The sequence below is a fragment of the Rahnella sp. CFA14(1/10) genome, assembly GCF_004195095.1.
Taxonomy (GTDB): domain Bacteria; phylum Pseudomonadota; class Gammaproteobacteria; order Enterobacterales; family Enterobacteriaceae; genus Rahnella; species Rahnella perminowiae.
Genome location: NZ_SEWS01000006.1, coordinates 12,636 through 28,918 on the forward strand (window position 1 = coordinate 12,636; position 16,283 = coordinate 28,918).

16 protein-coding genes are annotated in these 16,283 nt (G+C 52.3%); 7 read left to right on the forward strand and 9 right to left on the reverse strand.

Going from position 1 to position 16,283, the window contains the following annotated elements:
* Positions 1 to 16 precede the first annotated feature (16 nt).
* On the reverse strand, positions 17 to 619 hold the full coding sequence (locus EVX52_RS13060) for a LysE family translocator (protein ID WP_129953768.1): 603 nt from the start codon (positions 617 to 619) through the stop codon (positions 17 to 19).
* A 100-nt stretch (positions 620 to 719) separates the two neighbouring features.
* On the opposite strand from EVX52_RS13060, the gene EVX52_RS13065 reads away from it, so the two are divergent.
* From EVX52_RS13065 to EVX52_RS13075, 3 genes are all read left to right on the forward strand, one after another.
* Entirely contained in the window at positions 720 to 1,715 is a 996-nt protein-coding gene (locus EVX52_RS13065; protein ID WP_129991445.1) for a hydrolase, read from the forward strand.
* Positions 1,712 to 1,957 carry a YheU family protein gene (locus tag EVX52_RS13070; RefSeq protein ID WP_129953770.1) on the forward strand — a complete coding sequence of 82 codons (246 nt, stop codon included), beginning with the start codon at positions 1,712 to 1,714 and terminating at the stop codon, positions 1,955 to 1,957. The genes EVX52_RS13065 and EVX52_RS13070 overlap by 4 nt, the downstream gene beginning before the upstream one ends.
* 151 nt (positions 1,958 to 2,108) lie before the next feature.
* A complete protein-coding gene (locus EVX52_RS13075; RefSeq protein WP_129953771.1) occupies positions 2,109 to 2,978 on the forward strand; it encodes a phosphoribulokinase in 870 nt (289 codons plus the stop codon).
* A 3-nt stretch (positions 2,979 to 2,981) separates the two neighbouring features.
* Here EVX52_RS13075 and EVX52_RS13080 read toward each other — a convergent pair whose 3' ends face one another.
* Positions 2,982 to 3,389, reverse strand: a complete 408-nt coding sequence (locus tag EVX52_RS13080) for an OsmC family protein (protein ID WP_013573635.1) — start codon at positions 3,387 to 3,389, stop codon at positions 2,982 to 2,984.
* A 362-nt stretch (positions 3,390 to 3,751) separates the two neighbouring features.
* Here EVX52_RS13080 and crp point away from each other — a divergent pair, with 362 nt between their 5' ends.
* Both crp and EVX52_RS13090 read left to right on the forward strand, forming a co-directional pair.
* Complete coding sequence (crp, locus tag EVX52_RS13085) at positions 3,752 to 4,384, forward strand: cAMP-activated global transcriptional regulator CRP (protein ID WP_013573634.1); 633 nt, start codon at positions 3,752 to 3,754, stop codon at positions 4,382 to 4,384.
* A 61-nt stretch (positions 4,385 to 4,445) separates the two neighbouring features.
* Positions 4,446 to 6,521: a YccS/YhfK family putative transporter gene (locus EVX52_RS13090; protein ID WP_129991446.1), complete on the forward strand. Its 2,076-nt coding sequence runs from the start codon at positions 4,446 to 4,448 to the stop codon at positions 6,519 to 6,521.
* A 238-nt stretch (positions 6,522 to 6,759) separates the two neighbouring features.
* Here the strand turns inward: EVX52_RS13090 and EVX52_RS13095 are convergent, their stop codons facing one another.
* From EVX52_RS13095 to EVX52_RS13125, 7 genes are all read right to left on the reverse strand, one after another.
* Complete coding sequence (locus EVX52_RS13095) at positions 6,760 to 7,977, reverse strand: aspartate aminotransferase family protein (RefSeq protein WP_129953773.1); 1,218 nt, start codon at positions 7,975 to 7,977, stop codon at positions 6,760 to 6,762.
* A 122-nt stretch (positions 7,978 to 8,099) separates the two neighbouring features.
* Positions 8,100 to 8,675, reverse strand: coding sequence for an aminodeoxychorismate synthase component II (locus tag EVX52_RS13100; protein ID WP_129953774.1), 576 nt, complete (start codon positions 8,673 to 8,675; stop codon positions 8,100 to 8,102).
* Between the two features lie 76 nt (positions 8,676 to 8,751).
* Positions 8,752 to 9,354: a putative adenosine monophosphate-protein transferase Fic gene (locus EVX52_RS13105; protein WP_129991447.1), complete on the reverse strand. Its 603-nt coding sequence runs from the start codon at positions 9,352 to 9,354 to the stop codon at positions 8,752 to 8,754.
* Positions 9,344 to 9,517, reverse strand: coding sequence for a YhfG family protein (locus tag EVX52_RS13110; RefSeq protein WP_235173559.1), 174 nt, complete (start codon positions 9,515 to 9,517; stop codon positions 9,344 to 9,346). Before EVX52_RS13110 ends, EVX52_RS13105 begins: the two co-directional genes overlap by 11 nt.
* A gap of 95 nt (positions 9,518 to 9,612) precedes the next feature.
* Positions 9,613 to 10,818 carry an aldose 1-epimerase family protein gene (locus EVX52_RS13115; protein WP_129953776.1) on the reverse strand — a complete coding sequence of 402 codons (1,206 nt, stop codon included), beginning with the start codon at positions 10,816 to 10,818 and terminating at the stop codon, positions 9,613 to 9,615.
* Between the two features lie 304 nt (positions 10,819 to 11,122).
* A complete protein-coding gene (gene ppiA / locus EVX52_RS13120; RefSeq protein WP_129953777.1) occupies positions 11,123 to 11,689 on the reverse strand; it encodes a peptidylprolyl isomerase A in 567 nt (188 codons plus the stop codon).
* Positions 11,690 to 11,834: 145 nt separating this feature from the next.
* Positions 11,835 to 13,118 carry a cytosine deaminase gene (locus EVX52_RS13125; RefSeq protein WP_129991448.1) on the reverse strand — a complete coding sequence of 428 codons (1,284 nt, stop codon included), beginning with the start codon at positions 13,116 to 13,118 and terminating at the stop codon, positions 11,835 to 11,837.
* A 222-nt stretch (positions 13,119 to 13,340) separates the two neighbouring features.
* Between EVX52_RS13125 and nirB the strand changes: the two genes are divergently transcribed.
* Positions 13,341 to 15,893: a nitrite reductase large subunit NirB gene (nirB, locus tag EVX52_RS13130; RefSeq protein ID WP_129991449.1), complete on the forward strand. Its 2,553-nt coding sequence runs from the start codon at positions 13,341 to 13,343 to the stop codon at positions 15,891 to 15,893.
* Positions 15,890 to 16,240, forward strand: a complete 351-nt coding sequence (gene nirD / locus EVX52_RS13135) for a nitrite reductase small subunit NirD (protein ID WP_129953780.1) — start codon at positions 15,890 to 15,892, stop codon at positions 16,238 to 16,240. The genes nirB and nirD overlap by 4 nt, the downstream gene beginning before the upstream one ends.
* Positions 16,241 to 16,283: the final 43 nt, after the last annotated feature.

The window sequence follows — 16,283 nt, forward strand, 5'->3', positions numbered from 1 at the left end:
CTTTTTGGTCTGTAAATTAATGCCAGATTAACAGCACACAGGCGGCGGTCAGAATACCCATCGCAATGTTAAAAGTGTACCACGCACGCTTGCTGCGCAGCAGGCGACCAATCACCGTGCCGAAGCCAAGCCAGATGATGCCCGATACCAGGTTCACCAGGAACATCCCAAGGCTGATACCGGCAATCGAAGGATTATAGGCGGCGCCCGCCAGACTGAAGCTCGCGACCGCACCCAGTCCCATCAGCCAGGCTTTCGGATTAAGAAATTGCAGCAACCAGCCCTGATACAAACGGATCGGTTTTGGCGGCGGCGCACCGGTTTCCAGTTTTTCATAGGCAGACGTTGCAATCTTCCACGCCAGCCACAGCAGATACAGGCTACCGGCGATTTTGAGAAACAGGTGTAACGCAGGATAAATCGTGATGAGACCGCCGACACCAAAGGCCACCAGCAGCAAAATACTTTGCATACCAAGCATAATGCCGACCATCAGCCAAAGTGAACGGAAGAACCCAAAGTTAGCGCCAGACGTGGTGAGTAACATATTGTTCGGGCCGGGGGTAATGGCGGCGACCCATAAAAATCCAAGCATCGATAAAAATAAACCAGGTTCCATTTAATTTGGGTTCTCCGACCCGAAAGATGTGCGATAGCATTGAAGCTAACAGCGTGATATTGATCGCACAAGAGCCTCTTAAGAGAAATTTATTCATCTTATGGTTGAAACCTTTCGCCCCTTACGCGGGGCCAGTAATCCGCACATCCAGACGCTACTCCCGCGACTGATAAGACGGCATGCAACACTTAAACCTCACTGGCAAAGGCTGGATACGCCGGACGGCGATTTTCTGGATTTAGCCTGGAGTGAAGATCCGGCACAGGCGCGACATAAACCTCGCATGATCCTGTTTCACGGCCTGGAAGGCAGCTTTTACAGCCCGTATGCGCACGGCTTATTGCAGGCGTGGAAAGACAAAGGCTGGCTTGGTGTGGTCATGCATTTCCGCGGATGCGGCGGTGAACCTAATAAGCTGCTGCGTATTTATCATTCCGGTGAAACCGAAGATGCCCGCTTTTTCATTCACTGGCTCAATGAGACCTATGGCGAAGTCCCGACCGGCGCGGTAGGTGTGTCACTCGGCGGCAATATGTTGACGTGTTATCTCGGGCAGGAAGGCGAAAATTGTACGTTGAGCGCCGCCGTGGTGGTCTCCGCACCGCTGATGCTGGAACCTTGCGCTTACCGGCTGGAACGCGGTTCATCACGGATTTATCAGCACTATCTGCTCGGTCAGCTCAAAGGCAATGCCTCGCGTAAGCTGGCAAAATACCCTGGGACATTGCCCGTCACGCTGGCGCAACTGAAAGCCATGCGTCGTCTTCGTGAATTTGACGATGCTATTACCTCAAAAGCGCACGGATTTACCGACGCGCTGGATTATTACCGCCGGTGCAGCGGTCTGCCGTTACTGGCACAGGTCAGAACCCCCCTGCTGATTATCCACGCCAAAGACGATCCGTTTATGACACCCGACGTCATCCCGAAAGCAGAAGATTTACCGGATTGCGTGGAATATCAGTTAACGGAACATGGCGGACATGTCGGCTTTGTGTCCGGCAGCTTACGTAACCCCCAAATGTGGCTGGAACAACGCATTCCGGCCTGGATCGCCCCCTATTTAGAAAATAAGACTAAGGAAAAAACAGAGTGATTATTCCCTGGCAGGAACTGGATCCTGAACTGCTCACCAGCGTGGTGGAATCCTTCGTATTGCGCGAAGGCACCGATTACGGCGAGCAGGAAAGATCGCTGGAACAAAAAGTCGATGACGTGAAACGTCAGCTGAAAAGCGGTGATATTGTGCTGGTATGGTCAGAGTTGCATGAAACGCTGAATATTATGCCACGCGGTCAGTTCCGCGCCGGGCAGGAAGAAGTGCCGCAGGACGGGTAGAGCCGCTCGAAAGCAGGTTGTGACAACCTGTCACTTCGCGAATAAATATGGTAACAATAGGCTTAATTATGCGCAGCACGGCACTACATTTTCAACCACAGAAAAGACCGCGTCACGCCAGCCTGTATCCCCTTTCTGGAGAAAAGCATTTATGTCAGCCAAACATCCTGTTATTGCCGTTACCGGTTCGAGCGGTGCAGGCACCACGACCACCAGCGTGGCGTTTCGTAAAATATTTCAACAGCTTGGCTTACGCGCTGCGGAGCTGGAAGGCGACAGTTTTCACCATTTCACCCGTCCTGAAATGGATGCGGCGATCCGTAAGGCACGCGATCTCGGGCGCCACATCAGTTATTTCGGGCCGGAAGCCAATGACTTTGGTTTGCTGGAAAAAAGCTTTATCGAATATGGCAAAACCGGCACCGGCCGTTCACGTAAGTATTTGCATACTTATGACGAAGCGGTTCCCTATAATCAGGTGCCGGGCACGTTTACGCCATGGCAGGCGTTGCCGGAACCAACGGATATCTTATTCTATGAAGGCCTGCACGGCGGTGTAGTGACAGACAAAATTGATGTCGCCGCCCAGGTCGATTTGCTGGTCGGCGTTGTGCCTATCGTTAACCTGGAGTGGATCCAGAAACTGGTGCGCGATACCGGGGAGCGTGGCCATTCACGTGAAGCAGTGATGGATTCCGTCGTGCGTTCGATGGATGATTATATCAGCTACATTACGCCGCAGTTTTCCCGCACCCACATCAACTTCCAGCGTGTGCCGACTATCGACACCTCAAACCCGTTCGCAGCAAAAGCCATTCCGTCACTGGATGAAAGCTTTGTGGTGATCCATTTCCAGGGACTGGACGACATCGATTTCCCCTATCTGCTGGCAATGTTGCAGGGGTCATTTATCTCGCACATCAAAACGCTGGTGGTACCAGGTGGGAAAATGGGGCTGGCAATGGAGCTGATCATGGCGCCACTGGTGCAGCGCCTGATGGAAGGTAAGAAAATCGAGTAAACTTTATTCCGCTGCAATCACTTCAAAGCTGTGGGTGATGGTGGCCGCTTTACCCAACATCAGAGACACTGAACAGTATTTTTCGGCAGAAAGGCTGACCGCACGTTCAACAATCTTATCGGTCAGATCCTTACCGGTGACGATAAAATGCAGATTGATATGCGTGAACAGACGCGGCGCTTCTTCGCGGCGTTGTGAAGTCAGCTTCACTTCACAATCACGCACGTCATTACGGCCTTTCTGTAAAATAGATACCACGTCAATTGCACTGCAGCCGCCTGCGGACATCAGTAACATTTCCATCGGGCTTGGGGCTTTATCGCCCGCGTTACCATCCATTGAAATCTGATGACCCGACGCTGACTCACCTAAAAAGGTCAGCCCTTCAACCCATTTGACACGTGCGTGCATGAACTATTCTCCCGGTGAATAAACTTTTAGAAATCTGCTCTCAGAGTACCCTTTAGACCAAAATCTGGCAACGTAACCCGATCGCCATCATGCTGAAGCGAGACAACAGAAGACAGCATCTCAAACCTGTGCTACAAACAAAGCCGAAACATACTTTCCAGTAAATTGCGGTGACGGTTTTTGCGGTTTAAGAACAGAACCCACGGTGTTAACAGCAATAAACAGGCTGTTGCACTCCGACATCCGCTTGCAGCATTTCTGGGGAGTTATATGCTGAAAGGGCGCTTTGGATTTGAAGTGCCATACAGGGAACTCTGAGCCCTGTGATTTTGGGCAGCGATAACAACAGAGGATAATAGCTAATGGTTCTCGGCAAGCCACAAACAGACCCGACTCTTGAATGGTTCCTGTCTCACTGTCATATACATAAGTATCCTTCTAAAAGTACGCTGATTCACCAGGGTGAAAAAGCCGAAACGCTTTACTACATCGTGAAAGGGTCAGTTGCTGTCCTGATTAAAGATGAAGAAGGCAAGGAAATGATACTGTCCTACCTTAACCAAGGTGACTTCATCGGTGAGCTGGGACTCTTCGAAGAAGGTCAGGAACGTAGTGCCTGGGTACGTGCTAAAACTGCCTGTGAAGTGGCTGAAATTTCGTATAAAAAGTTCCGCCAGCTGATTCAGGTTAACCCGGATATTCTGATGCGTCTCTCCGCGCAGATGGCCAACCGTCTGCAAGTGACGTCAGAGAAAGTCGGCAACCTTGCCTTCCTCGACGTAACCGGTCGTATCGCTCAAACGTTGCTCAACCTGGCTAAACAGCCTGATGCAATGACCCATCCGGACGGGATGCAAATCAAGATTACCCGTCAGGAAATTGGCCAAATCGTCGGTTGTTCACGTGAAACAGTCGGACGAATCCTCAAAATGCTGGAAGATCAGAGCCTGATCTCCGCACACGGGAAAACGATTGTCGTTTACGGCACACGTTAATCCCTCGAAAATTGGCGCGGCAGAATACTGTCGCGCCTTTTTTATGGGCTAAGCTTTACCCATGACGTTATGGCGAAAACTGTTTTACCATCCTGAAGTGAATTACGCGCTGCGCCAGACGCTGGTGTTGTGCCTGCCTGTTGGCATTTGCTGGCTGTTTGGCAACTTGCAAATGGGTCTGCTGTTTTCCCTCTGCCCGGCCTGCTGTAACATCGCCGGTCTGGATACCCCGCACAAACGCTTTTTCAAACGTCTGATCGTCGGCGGTTCACTGTTTGCCGTGAGCAGCATTCTGCTGCAACTGATGCTGGAAAACTGGCACGTTCCGCTGCCGCTGATCATGCTATCGCTGGCGTTATTGCTCGGCGTTACCGGTGAAATCAGCCCGTTACATGCGCGCCTGTTACCCGGCGCGCTGGTAGCCACTATTTTCACACTGAGTATGGTCGGCGTGCGCCCGATGTGGCAGGCACCGGTGCTGTTCGCAGCAGGCACAGCCTGGTACGGGGTGTTTAACTGGGTGTGGTTTCGTATTTCGCAAGAACAGCCTATGCGCGAAACGCTCAGCCAGCTTTATCTGCAACTCGCGGATTATTTCGAGGCCAAGTACAGTCTGCTGACGCAACATACCGATCCCGAGACGGCGTTGCCGCCATTACTTACCCGTCAGCAGCAGGTTATCGACCTGATTGCCCTGCTTTATCAGCAATTACACATGCTGCCACAACACGGACATCATCATCACCATAAGCGACTGTTTCAGCTTTTTCAGGTTGCTCTCGATTTGCAGGAGCACATTACCGTCAGCCTGCATCAGCCGGAGGAAGTACAGAAACTGGTTGAGGAAAGCCATGCAGAAGCGGTAATCCGCCGCAATGCGCAGGTGATTTCCACCCGTCTTCGGGTGATTGCCGGCGATATTCTTTATCACCGTTTATCTGAGCGCTTTACCATGGCCAATGAGCTGGCTGCGCTGGAGAAAATCGCCGCGCGTAACCCGGACAATCCGGTTGGCCAGTTTTGTTATTACCATTTCAGCCGCATTGCGCGCCTGCTGCGGACCCAGCGCCCGTTATACCGGCGCGATCTGATGAGCACCCAGCCACGGCTGCCCTTCTGGACTGCGCTAAAAAGCTATCTTTCTTTCAAATCCGTGGCCCTGCGTAATGCCGCGCGTCTGGGCATTATTTTGGCGATTGGCAGCAGCCTGGGGCTGTTCTTCAATTTGCCCAAACCGTACTGGATTTTGCTGACTATCATGCTGGTCAGCCAGAACGGCTATAACGCCACTCGGGTCAGGATCCAGCACCGTGCGCTCGGTACGCTGGCAGGTTTGCTGATTGCTTCAGGATTGTTAAAACTGGCGCTACCGGAAAGCACCACGCTGCTGTGCATGCTGCTGATCACCTTGTTGTCCTATACGGTTTTACGCAAAAATTACGGGCTGGCGATGGTCGGCATGACGGTGACGGCAGTGTATACCCTGCAACTACTGGCGATGAACGGTGTGCATTTTCTGATACCACGACTGGTCGATACGCTGCTCGGCTGTGCGCTGGCCTTCGGTGGCACCCTCTGGCTATGGCCGCAATGGCAAAGCGGTTTGCTGCGCCAGAACGCGCATCAGGCGCTGGAAACGTATCAGGACGCTATCCGTCTGCTGCTTGAGGAAAACCCCGACACCGCAAAACTGGCGTATACCCGTATGCAGGTCAATCAGGCGCACAATAAGCTGTTCACTTCTTTAAACCAGGCGATGCAGGAGCCCGGCTTTAACTCGCATTATCTGGCAGACATGCGGTTATGGGTGACACACAGCCAGTTTGTGGTCGAACATATCAACGCGATGACAATCCTCGCACGCGAACATTATATGTTGCCGGAAAAACTGGCGACGGAATATTTGCAGACCTGCGAAATCGCACTGCAAAGCTGCCAGCAACGACTGCTCTATGACGGGCCGGGCAGCGAGAATAATCTGTTTAATGCGCCGGAACTTCATCCGGATATGCCGCTGACCGAAATGGAACGCCACCTGCGGCGCGTGATTTCACATCTCAGCGTAATGCATACGATCTCGTCACTGGCGTGGAAGCAACGACCACATCATGGGATCTGGCTGACGCGGCGGGCGTGAAGGGGGAGACCCCTTTCAAATCCCCCTTTTTACTGGCTTGCAGCCAGACTGCTTTTTGAAATGGAGAAACTTTCGGCTTTTCAATTGCCGTGATCGCTTAACTCACCGCGCCGAAACCGACCAAAGAGGGCTAGTCATAGCCCTCTTTGGTCGGTTTCGGCGCAAGAGACCATGTGATAAATGTTAGTGGGAAACCGAAATTTTCTCGATCAAGCGTTTAAAGACGGGGCCGTGGGGATCACCCCCCACAAACTTTCCCCACCGCCTTCTCAAACCTTTCCATCCCTTCGCTGATGTCAGCGAAATCAATCACCAGTGAAGGCGCAAACCGCATCACGTTTGGTCCGGCGACCAGCATCATCAGCCCGGCTTCTGCGGCTGCGGCATGGAATTCTCCGGCACGGTTTTTATACGCATCGGCAAGCTCGGCGCCGATCAGCAGCCCCTGACCACGGAACTCGTTGAAGATGTGATATTTCTGATTGATGGCATCCAGCGCGCTGATGAATTTCTCGCGGCGTTCGTTGATGCCAGCCAGTACGTCAGGTGTATTGATGATATCCAGCGCAGCTTCAGCCACCGCACAGGCCAGCGGGTTGCCGCCGTAGGTGGTGCCGTGTTTGCCCGGCTCCATAACGGAAGCCACTTCTTCAGTTGCCAGCATGGCACTGACCGGGAAACCGCCGCCGAGCGCTTTGGCTGTGGTCAGAATATCGGGCGTCACGCCGTAGTGCATATAGCTGAACAGCTTGCCGCTGCGTCCCATACCGCTTTGTACTTCATCCAGAACCAGCAGCGCCTGATGTTTGTCACAAAGCTCGCGCAGGCCTTGCAGAAACGCCTGGGTAGCGGGGGTAACGCCGCCCTCCCCCTGCACCGGCTCAACCACAATGGCGCAGGTGTGGTCGTCGATCACCGCCTTTACGGCATCCAGATCGTTGAACGGCACATGCACAATGTCAGCGGGTTTCGGGCCGAAGCCGTCGGAGTATTTCGGCTGGCCACCCACGGAAACTGTGAACAACGTGCGACCATGGAAGGCGTTATGGAAAGCGATGATCTTACTTTTGTACGGGCTGTGACGGTGTGAAGCATAGTAACGCGCCAGTTTAAAAGCCGCTTCGTTGGCTTCAGCGCCGGAGTTAGCGAAAAATACACGGTCGGCAAAAGTGGCATCGATCAGCTTCTGCGCCAGTCGCAGGGCGGGTTCATTGGTAAATACGTTACTGACATGCCAGAGGGTTTCGCCCTGCTCATGCAACGCTTTCACCAGTGCCGGATGGCAATGCCCGAGCGCTGTCACAGCAATGCCCCCTGCGAAATCAACATATTCATTCCCTTGCTGATCCCAGACGCGACTGCCTTTACCTTTCACCGGAATGAATTTCGCCGGTGAATAAACCGGTAAAATGACTTTATCGAATGTACCCCGATCTACCGCTGATTTTTCTGACATTACTCGTCTCCCCACTGCCATTAATATGAAAATATAATCACAAAATATGCATAAAAAATCACAGACAGGCAAACGAAAATCGCACCCGAGGCGGAAGTAATTTTTTCAGCAATATTAACTGATTAGATTTTAAGGAAATTATCCAGAAGCTGGTGCCCCTGCTCGCTCAGAATGCTTTCAGGATGAAACTGAACGCCATGCAGGGGCAAGGTTTTGTGCATGATGCCCATAATGTCGTCGCGATCACCACTACGTTCTGTCCATGCCGTGACCTCAAAACAGTCGGGCAGCGTCTGTGGCGCGACCACCAGAGAATGGTAGCGCGTCACGGTCAGCGGATTATTCAGCCCGGTAAAGACGCTTCTGCCGGTATGGCGGACAGGTGAGGTTTTGCCGTGAATGGCCTGCCGCGCACGGACGATTTTCGCGCCGAACGCCTGCGCCATCGCCTGATGCCCGAGGCAAACGCCAAGAATCGGTAAACGGTGGGAGAAATGGACAATGGCGGGCAGGGATATGCCCGCCTGATCAGGCGTACACGGGCCCGGAGAAATCACCAGATGTGAAGGAGAAAGTTGTTCAATGTCGGAGAGGGTAAGCTGATCGTTACGCATTACTTTCACTTCTGCGCCCAGCTCGCAAAAATATTGATAGAGGTTGTAGGTGAAGGAATCGTAATTGTCGATCAGCAGCAGCATAGTATACCCGGTAAAAGTCGGAGAATTTACCGGGCAATTCTACGCATTTTTCAGCGCGGGCTCAGTATTTTGTCGCTTAATGTTCTTCCGGGATTTCACTGACAACGGTATTAAAAATTGCCACCAACCCTGATTCATCACCAAATACCGCTGTTTTATTGGCTGCCAGCCAGCTTTCCCGATCCACTTTAGACCAGTCAATGTCGTAGCCAGCATGAATGACCAGTTGCTCGATAAAAATGCGCAGCGCACGACCATTCCCTGTGCGGAACGGATGCAGCAAATTCAGCCCGGTATAATAATGAGCCAGTCGCTCAGCAAGATTATCCAGCGGTAAGCCGATCAGAAATTTCTCCTCTTCCAGTTCCTGCATCAGCGCATTGCCCTCTTTTTCAATGTATTCGAAATGGCAAAACGGCGTGTCATCCTTATAAATATCAATCTCACGGAACTCGCCTGCCCAGGTATAAATATCCTGGAACAAGGACAGATGCACCGCACACAGATGCGGCAATCCCATCACTGAAGGCCCAAGCGGCATCGCTGACGCGCGCAGGGCAGTAAACGCCAGTTCAGCCTGCAACAGCCGATGCTCTTCACGTATTTCCAGCCGGTTTTTGAGCACATTGATGCCGGGATAATAATAAGGGTCGGCACCGGCCACGAGTTTATCGTTCATAGTGCTTCCTCAGTTCGGTGAGACGTTGTGAAATTTGTTCGTTGTCTAACGTGATAACCTCAACCTGCAAACCATCAAGCGCACTGCTGGCCTGAAAGTTCTGCCGCTGACGTTCGCGAAAAAGTTTTTCCTGCTGCCTGAGTGTCAGTTTCTTCGCCATCATTTCCTCCCTGGGTACAGCTATTCGGGTATATACCCTGGTGGAGTTAAGTATAGACAGAGAAAAAAGGGCGCCAGCCTCAGCGCCCTAAACTCGGATTATTCAACAGCGATAGGGGTCTCGTTCACATCTGTTTTATGATCTGCCTGAAGTGTTTTCACCCGATCCTCAAGCTGTTTCACCGCCTGCGCATCCGGCAGAAGTGAATATTTCAACTCAAAGACCGTGCTCTGGCCGGGTTGCAGTTGTTTCACGCGGCCTTGTTTACGTTCGATAGTCACCGGATAGGCATAGTTAGTGCCCGGTTCGATACCCGTAACGTAACCCTGCTTCAGGGTGTCGGTATTTTTCCACAGCGTCAGCAGCGGCAACTGATGGGTATCGAATTCAATCGATGCGCCCTTGTTCCCCGCTTTGTTCACTACGCCGGCAATCGTTTTACCCTGCGCATCCGCCAGCGGCACCATGTTAAAGACCATCTCATCAAAGCCTTTGGTCGGCCCGGCGTAAGTCTGCCAGTCTGCTAAACCTTTTTTGGCGTAATCATTGAACGGAGAGATTGATTTCAGCGGCGCAATGAAACGGGCACCCTGCTCAAGGATCGGCTGACCGAAATTACTGTGATAAATAATCTGATAGTCGTGCGGATAATCCGACTGGTTAGTCAGGGTGTCGTGAATAGTCCACGAATGGCTACCCGGCACGTAACGCAGTTCAGTCCAGGTTTCCAGCTTGGCTTTCTTAAAGGTATCTTCTTTCAGCAAGCCACGCACTGTGATTTCATGAGGGGCTTTATCGGCGATCTCAACCACCACTTTCGAGGCGGGTGTATTGCCTGCCCGGCCATGCAACGTATAAATCATGCCGTCGGCAGTAACAGGATGTCCGGTCCATTCAAAGCCGCAACGCACCATCATTTCGTTGAAACCTTCCAGCCAGCCCACGCCGTTACGGCTTTCAAGATTGATGTACGCAGGATTGACCACTTCCTGAACCGGAGAATCCCAGCCTAAGCGAATGTTATCGCCGGTCACGTGCAATAAATCCATCCCGCGCGTCGGGCTGAGAGCGATGGTCAGTCCCTTGCTGGTAATGGTAATAACTTTTGACCCTTCCTGTTTGCCACCGTGTAACACTTTTTGTTCGATGCTGAAATCGGTTCCCGCAATGTTCAGCTTTTTGCTATCAGTCTTCCAGTTTCCCAGTTCTGTACCGGCTTCAGCATCCGTCAGCACGATAGTTTGTGCAGCAGCTTGCCACGAAAAAAGCCCCAGAACGATCCCGGTTGCGAGTAATTTTTTCACAATAACCCCTTTTTGCTGAATTGATTTAGCCCAAAAGCAATTCAGCCTACAAACTCCGTCAGGCGAAAAATGTGACAGCCTTCAAGTTGAGCGTTTTTGAGGCTAAATGGCAGATGGTAACGTGCCCGGCCTCGCAAAAATTGTTTAGTTGAGGGAAAATTTGCACATGAAATTGAGATCTGAAACAAGAATGAAGGTTCATAAGCTGATGCGTTTCAGCTTATGCGCGTTAGCAGACAGGCAATAAAAAGCCCCCGGAACCGGAGGCTTAGAAAAACAGTATTCTGGAAGAAAGGCTGAGAAATTAAGGCAGCACTTTCGCAGACAGGATCACAATCGGCGTCGTCGGCACGTTCTGATAAGGCCCGACATTATTGGTTTTGACCTGAGACATTTTGTCTACCACATCCATCCCTTTGATGACTTTACCGAATACGGCATAGCCGAAATCACGCTGACCGTGATCGAGGAAGGCGTTATCTGCCACATTGATGAAGAACTGGCTGGTCGCGCTGTCTTTATCGGCAGTACGCGCCATGGCGATGGTGCCGCGCAGGTTGCGCAGGCCGTTATCCGCTTCGTTCTTGATGGGCTCTTTGGTCGCTTTCTGCTGCATGTCAGCCGTAAAACCGCCCCCCTGAACCATGAAACCTGGGATCACGCGATGAAAAATGGTGTTGTTGTAATAGCCGCTCTGGGCGTAATCAACGAAATTCTTTACAGAAACCGGTGCCTTCGCACTGTCGAGTTCCAGTTCGATATTCCCTGCTGAAGTGGTCAGCATGACGTGGGTTTGAGCGGCCGCAAGAACGGGCGACATTGCAGTCAGGGATAGCAGCGCAGTGAGGGCCACTAAAGTACGTTTAAACATGACAGTTCCTTTCTCCAGAATACAAACAACAGATCTTACTGATTCTAAAGAGCCTTTACGCTCAGCGCCAGACCTTTACTTTTATTTACGCTTGAGAATAAATATTCTAATTATTTCAAAATATTACACCCTGTTTTTAACGGTCTTAACTGTTGAAATCTACAGGGTAATCTTCATGAAGATGGATGACCGTTTTTGCGAGCTGTGTTTGCGCGATCAGTACCCCTTCGCGCACGGAATATTGTACCGGCGTCTGGCGGCGTACGGCATCAAAACCACTTTGCGCCGGCAGGATCACCAGGCTGGCAGCATTGCCGCTTTCAAGACCATAACCTTCCAGATTCATAGTCCGGGCGCTGCAGGTGGTGATGAGCTTCAGCCCGTCATCAATTTGCTGATATCCCATTAACTGGCAGACATGCAGCCCCATATGCAGTACCTGCAACATATTCGCGGTACCAAGCGGATACCACGGGTCAAACACATCATCATGCCCGAAACAGACATTGATCCCCGCCTCCAGCATTTCCTTCACACGCGTTATACCGCGGCGTTTCGGATAAGTATCAAACCGCCCCTGCAGGTGGATATTGACCAGCGGGTTGGCGACAAAGTTGATACCGGACATTTTCAGCAAGCGGAATAAACGCGAGGTATACGCCCCGTTGTAGGAATGCATTGCCGTGGTATGACTGGCGGTGACGCGTGGGCCGATATTTTCCCGCAAGGCCAGCGCGGCCACGGTTTCGACAAAACGCGACTGTTCATCGTCAATTTCATCGCAATGGACGTCGATCAGCTTGTCGTATTTTTTCGCCAGTTCGAAGGTTTTATGCAGTGATTCAACGCCGTATTCGCGGGTGAATTCGAAATGCGGAATAGCGCCTACCACATCCGCGCCACGCTTCAGCGCTTCTTCCAGCAAGGCCTCACCGTTCGGGTACGACATAATGCCTTCCTGCGGAAACGCCACAATTTGCAGCGTGATCCACGGCGCGACTTCGGCTTTCACTTCCAGCATGGCGTTGAGCGCCGTCAGCGTCGGATCCGACACATCCACATGGGTGCGCACATGCTGAATGCCATTGGCAATCTGCCACTTCAGGGTTTGCCATGCGCGCTGTTTAACATCTTCATGCGAGAGCAGCGCTTTGCGTTCAGCCCAGCGCTCAATGCCTTCGAATAACGTGCCGGACTGATTCCATGCTGGCTGACCGGCAGTCTGGGTGGTATCAAGATGGATATGCGGTTCGATAAAAGGGGGGATTGCCAGCCCGCCTTCAGCATCAAGGATATGTTTGCCGTAATCGGCATTGTCCAACTGGGGGACAATCTGGCGGATCACGGTGTCGTCGATGTCTATCTGCCATAGCCCTTCACGGCCAGGCAACCTGACATTTTTAACGGTACGCAAAAGAGTTTTCTTCACGCATTACCTCACCATTTTTAGAAAGACTGTGTTGTGGTTTTTTAAAAGCCAATCCTAGAACAATAGCCTGAAAGTGTTTATAAATCGAAAGGTTACACAAAAACCCAATGAAATCAGTCAAATACCCCCTAAGGAGTATATTGGGATCGGCTTGATTTGCATCAATACCCCCTGTTACGCGCGGGTTATGTTTAGCCTCAGAAAATCAATATTGAGGCAATTATGAGCAAAGTCAGAATCGCGATGATTGGCAACGGCATGGTCGGCCATCGCTTTATCGAAGATTTACTGGATAAAGCAGAACCGGATCAGTTCGATATCACGGTGTTTTGTGAAGAGCCGCGCGTGGCCTATGACCGCGTCCATCTTTCCTCTTATTTTTCCCATCATACTGCGGAAGAGCTGTCACTGGTTCGCGAAGGATTTTACGAAAAGCATCATGTCAATGTGCTGATTGGCGAAAGGGCAATTACGCTCAACCGCAGTGAAAAAGTCATTCACTCCAGCAGCGGTCGCACGGTGTATTACGACAAACTGATTATTGCTACCGGCTCCTACCCGTGGGTGCCGCCGATTACCGGTTCTGATGGTCAGGATTGCTTCGTTTACCGCACCATTGAAGACTTACATGCCATCGAGGCCTGTGCCCGTCGCAGTAAACGCGGTGCGGTGGTCGGGGGCGGTTTGCTCGGCCTCGAAGCAGCCGGGGCACTGAAAAACCTTGGCGTAGAAACGCACGTTGTCGAATTTGCGCCTGGCCTGATGGCGGAACAGCTTGATACACAGGGTGGCAGCCAGCTTCGTCAGAAAATCGAAAGCATGGGCGTACGCGTTCATACCGCCAAAAATACGCGCCAGATTGTTCAGGGCGGCAGTGCTGCCCGTAAAACAATGGAATTTGCCGACGGTACTTTCCTCGAAGTCGATTTCATCGTGTTCTCCACCGGTATCCGACCGCAGGACAAACTGGCACGTCAGTGCGATCTGCAGATCGCACCGCGCGGCGGCATCGTGATTAATGATCAGTGCCAGACCAGTGACCCGGACGTCTATGCCATCGGCGAATGTGCCTCGTGGAATCAGCGGACTTTTGGACTGGTCGCGCCGGGTTACAAAATGGCGCAGGTCACCGCCGACCATTTGCTTGGTCGCGATAACGCTTTCACGGGTGCCGACATGAGCGCCAAACTGAAACTGTTAGGCGTCGATGTGGCCGGTATCGGCGACGCCCATGCCCGTACGCCAGGCGCGCGCAGCTATGTCTATCTGGATGAAACCAAAGCATTGTATAAACGCCTGGTCGTCAGCGAAGATAATAAAACGCTGCTTGGCGCAGTGCTGGTCGGCGACACCAGTGATTACGGCAATCTGCTGCAACGGGTACTGAACAGTATTCCTTTGCCGGAAAATCCGGATGCGCTGATCCTGCCCGCTCATGCAGGCAGTGGCGGCGCAGTGATGGGCACTGATGCCCTGCCGGAAAGCGCACAAATCTGTTCGTGTTTTGACGTCACCAAAGGCGATATCATCAAAGCAGTTCAGGGTGGCTGTCTTACCGTGGCGGCGCTGAAATCAGCAACGAAAGCTGGCACTGGCTGTGGCGGCTGTATTCCGCTGGTGACGCAGATACTGAATGCCGAACTCAGCAAACAAGGCATCGAAGTTAACCATCATCTTTGCGAACACTTCGCGTATTCGCGGCAGGAGCTTTATCACCTGATCCGCGTTGAAGGCATCCGCTCATTCAACGATTTGCTGAATAAATACGGCAAAGGCTACGGCTGTGAAGTCTGTAAACCAACCGTCGGCTCGCTGCTGGCCTCCTGCTGGAATGATTACGTGCTGAAATCGCAGCACACACCGTTGCAGGACACCAACGATGTGTTTCTCGCCAACATGCAAAAAGACGGCACCTATTCCGTTATACCGCGTTCGCCGGGTGGTGAAATCACGCCGCAAGGCTTGCAGGCAATAGGTGAAATCGCGGCTGAGTACAATCTCTACACTAAGATTACCGGTTCACAGCGTATCGGCATGTTCGGCGCGCAAAAAGACGATTTACCGGCCATCTGGCAGAAACTGATCAGTGCCGGATTCGAAACCGGTCAGGCGTACGCCAAAGCCCTGCGCATGGCGAAAACCTGCGTTGGCAGCACCTGGTGCCGTTATGGTGTGGGCGACAGCCTCGGTTTCGGCATCAGCCTGGAAAACCGCTACAAAGGCATCCGTACCCCGCATAAAATGAAATTCGGCGTATCCGGTTGTACCCGTGAATGCTCTGAAGCACAGGGCAAAGATGTCGGGATTATCGCGACGGAAAACGGCTGGAACCTGTATGTCTGCGGCAACGGCGGCATGAAACCACGGCACGGTGATTTACTGGCCGCCGATCTGGATAATGACACCCTGCTGCGTTATCTCGACCGTTTCATGATGTTCTACATCCGCACCGCCGATAAGCTGCAACGCACCTCGGTCTGGATGGATAACCTCGAAGGCGGTATCGGCTACCTGCGCAAAGTCATCATCGATAACAAACTGGGGCTTAACGATCAACTGGAAGCCGAACTGGCACGCCTGCGTGAATCGGCCGTTTGCGAGTGGCAGGAAACCCTGAACGACCCGGCTGCGCAAACCCGCTTCAGCCATTTTATCAACAGCAGCCAGCGTGACCCGAACGTGCAGTTTGTCGGTGAGCGTCAGCAGCATCGTCCGGCGCGTCCCGACGAGCGTATTCCGGTGAGACAAATCGCCGGCGGGGAGGAAGTATTATGAACCAGTGGTTAACACTTTGTTCCGTCGACCAGATCTTACCCGCCTGCGGTGTATGCGCGCTGGCAGGCGATCAGCAGGTTGCGCTATTCCGTCCTTACGCTGATGAGCAGATTTTTGCCCTGTCGAACATTGACCCGTTTGCACAGGCCAGCGTGCTGTCACGGGGGATTATCGCGGAACATCAGGGCGAGTTGTGGGTCGCCAGTCCGCTGAAAAAACAGCATTTTCGTCTGACCGACGGAGTCTGCATGGAAGACGAACAGTATTCAGTTCCGGCTTACGAGGTCCGTGTACAGAACGGCAATGTGGAAATCAATACCGCCAGCCTTCAGTCTGTAGCCGGCTAAACTGCACGCCTTCCACGCCGCCTCCGGGCGGCGTTATTATCTG

Bases quoted from the DNA above. Each gene is read 5' to 3' on its own strand.
- EVX52_RS13060 (WP_129953768.1), bottom strand. From the start codon at position 619: ATGGAACCTGGTTTATTTTTATCGATGCTTGGATTTTTATGGGTCGCC.
- EVX52_RS13065 (WP_129991445.1), top strand. From the start codon at position 720: ATGGTTGAAACCTTTCGCCCCTTACGCGGGGCCAGTAATCCGCACATC.
- EVX52_RS13075 (WP_129953771.1), top strand. From the start codon at position 2,109: ATGTCAGCCAAACATCCTGTTATTGCCGTTACCGGTTCGAGCGGTGCA.
- EVX52_RS13080 (WP_013573635.1), bottom strand. From the start codon at position 3,389: ATGCACGCACGTGTCAAATGGGTTGAAGGGCTGACCTTTTTAGGTGAG.
- crp (WP_013573634.1), top strand. From the start codon at position 3,752: ATGGTTCTCGGCAAGCCACAAACAGACCCGACTCTTGAATGGTTCCTG.
- EVX52_RS13090 (WP_129991446.1), top strand. From the start codon at position 4,446: ATGACGTTATGGCGAAAACTGTTTTACCATCCTGAAGTGAATTACGCG.
- EVX52_RS13095 (WP_129953773.1), bottom strand. From the start codon at position 7,977: ATGTCAGAAAAATCAGCGGTAGATCGGGGTACATTCGATAAAGTCATT.
- EVX52_RS13100 (WP_129953774.1), bottom strand. From the start codon at position 8,675: ATGCTGCTGCTGATCGACAATTACGATTCCTTCACCTACAACCTCTAT.
- EVX52_RS13105 (WP_129991447.1), bottom strand. From the start codon at position 9,354: ATGAACGATAAACTCGTGGCCGGTGCCGACCCTTATTATTATCCCGGC.
- EVX52_RS13110 (WP_235173559.1), bottom strand. From the start codon at position 9,517: ATGATGGCGAAGAAACTGACACTCAGGCAGCAGGAAAAACTTTTTCGC.
- ppiA (WP_129953777.1), bottom strand. From the start codon at position 11,689: ATGTTTAAACGTACTTTAGTGGCCCTCACTGCGCTGCTATCCCTGACT.
- nirB (WP_129991449.1), top strand. From the start codon at position 13,341: ATGAGCAAAGTCAGAATCGCGATGATTGGCAACGGCATGGTCGGCCAT.
- nirD (WP_129953780.1), top strand. From the start codon at position 15,890: ATGAACCAGTGGTTAACACTTTGTTCCGTCGACCAGATCTTACCCGCC.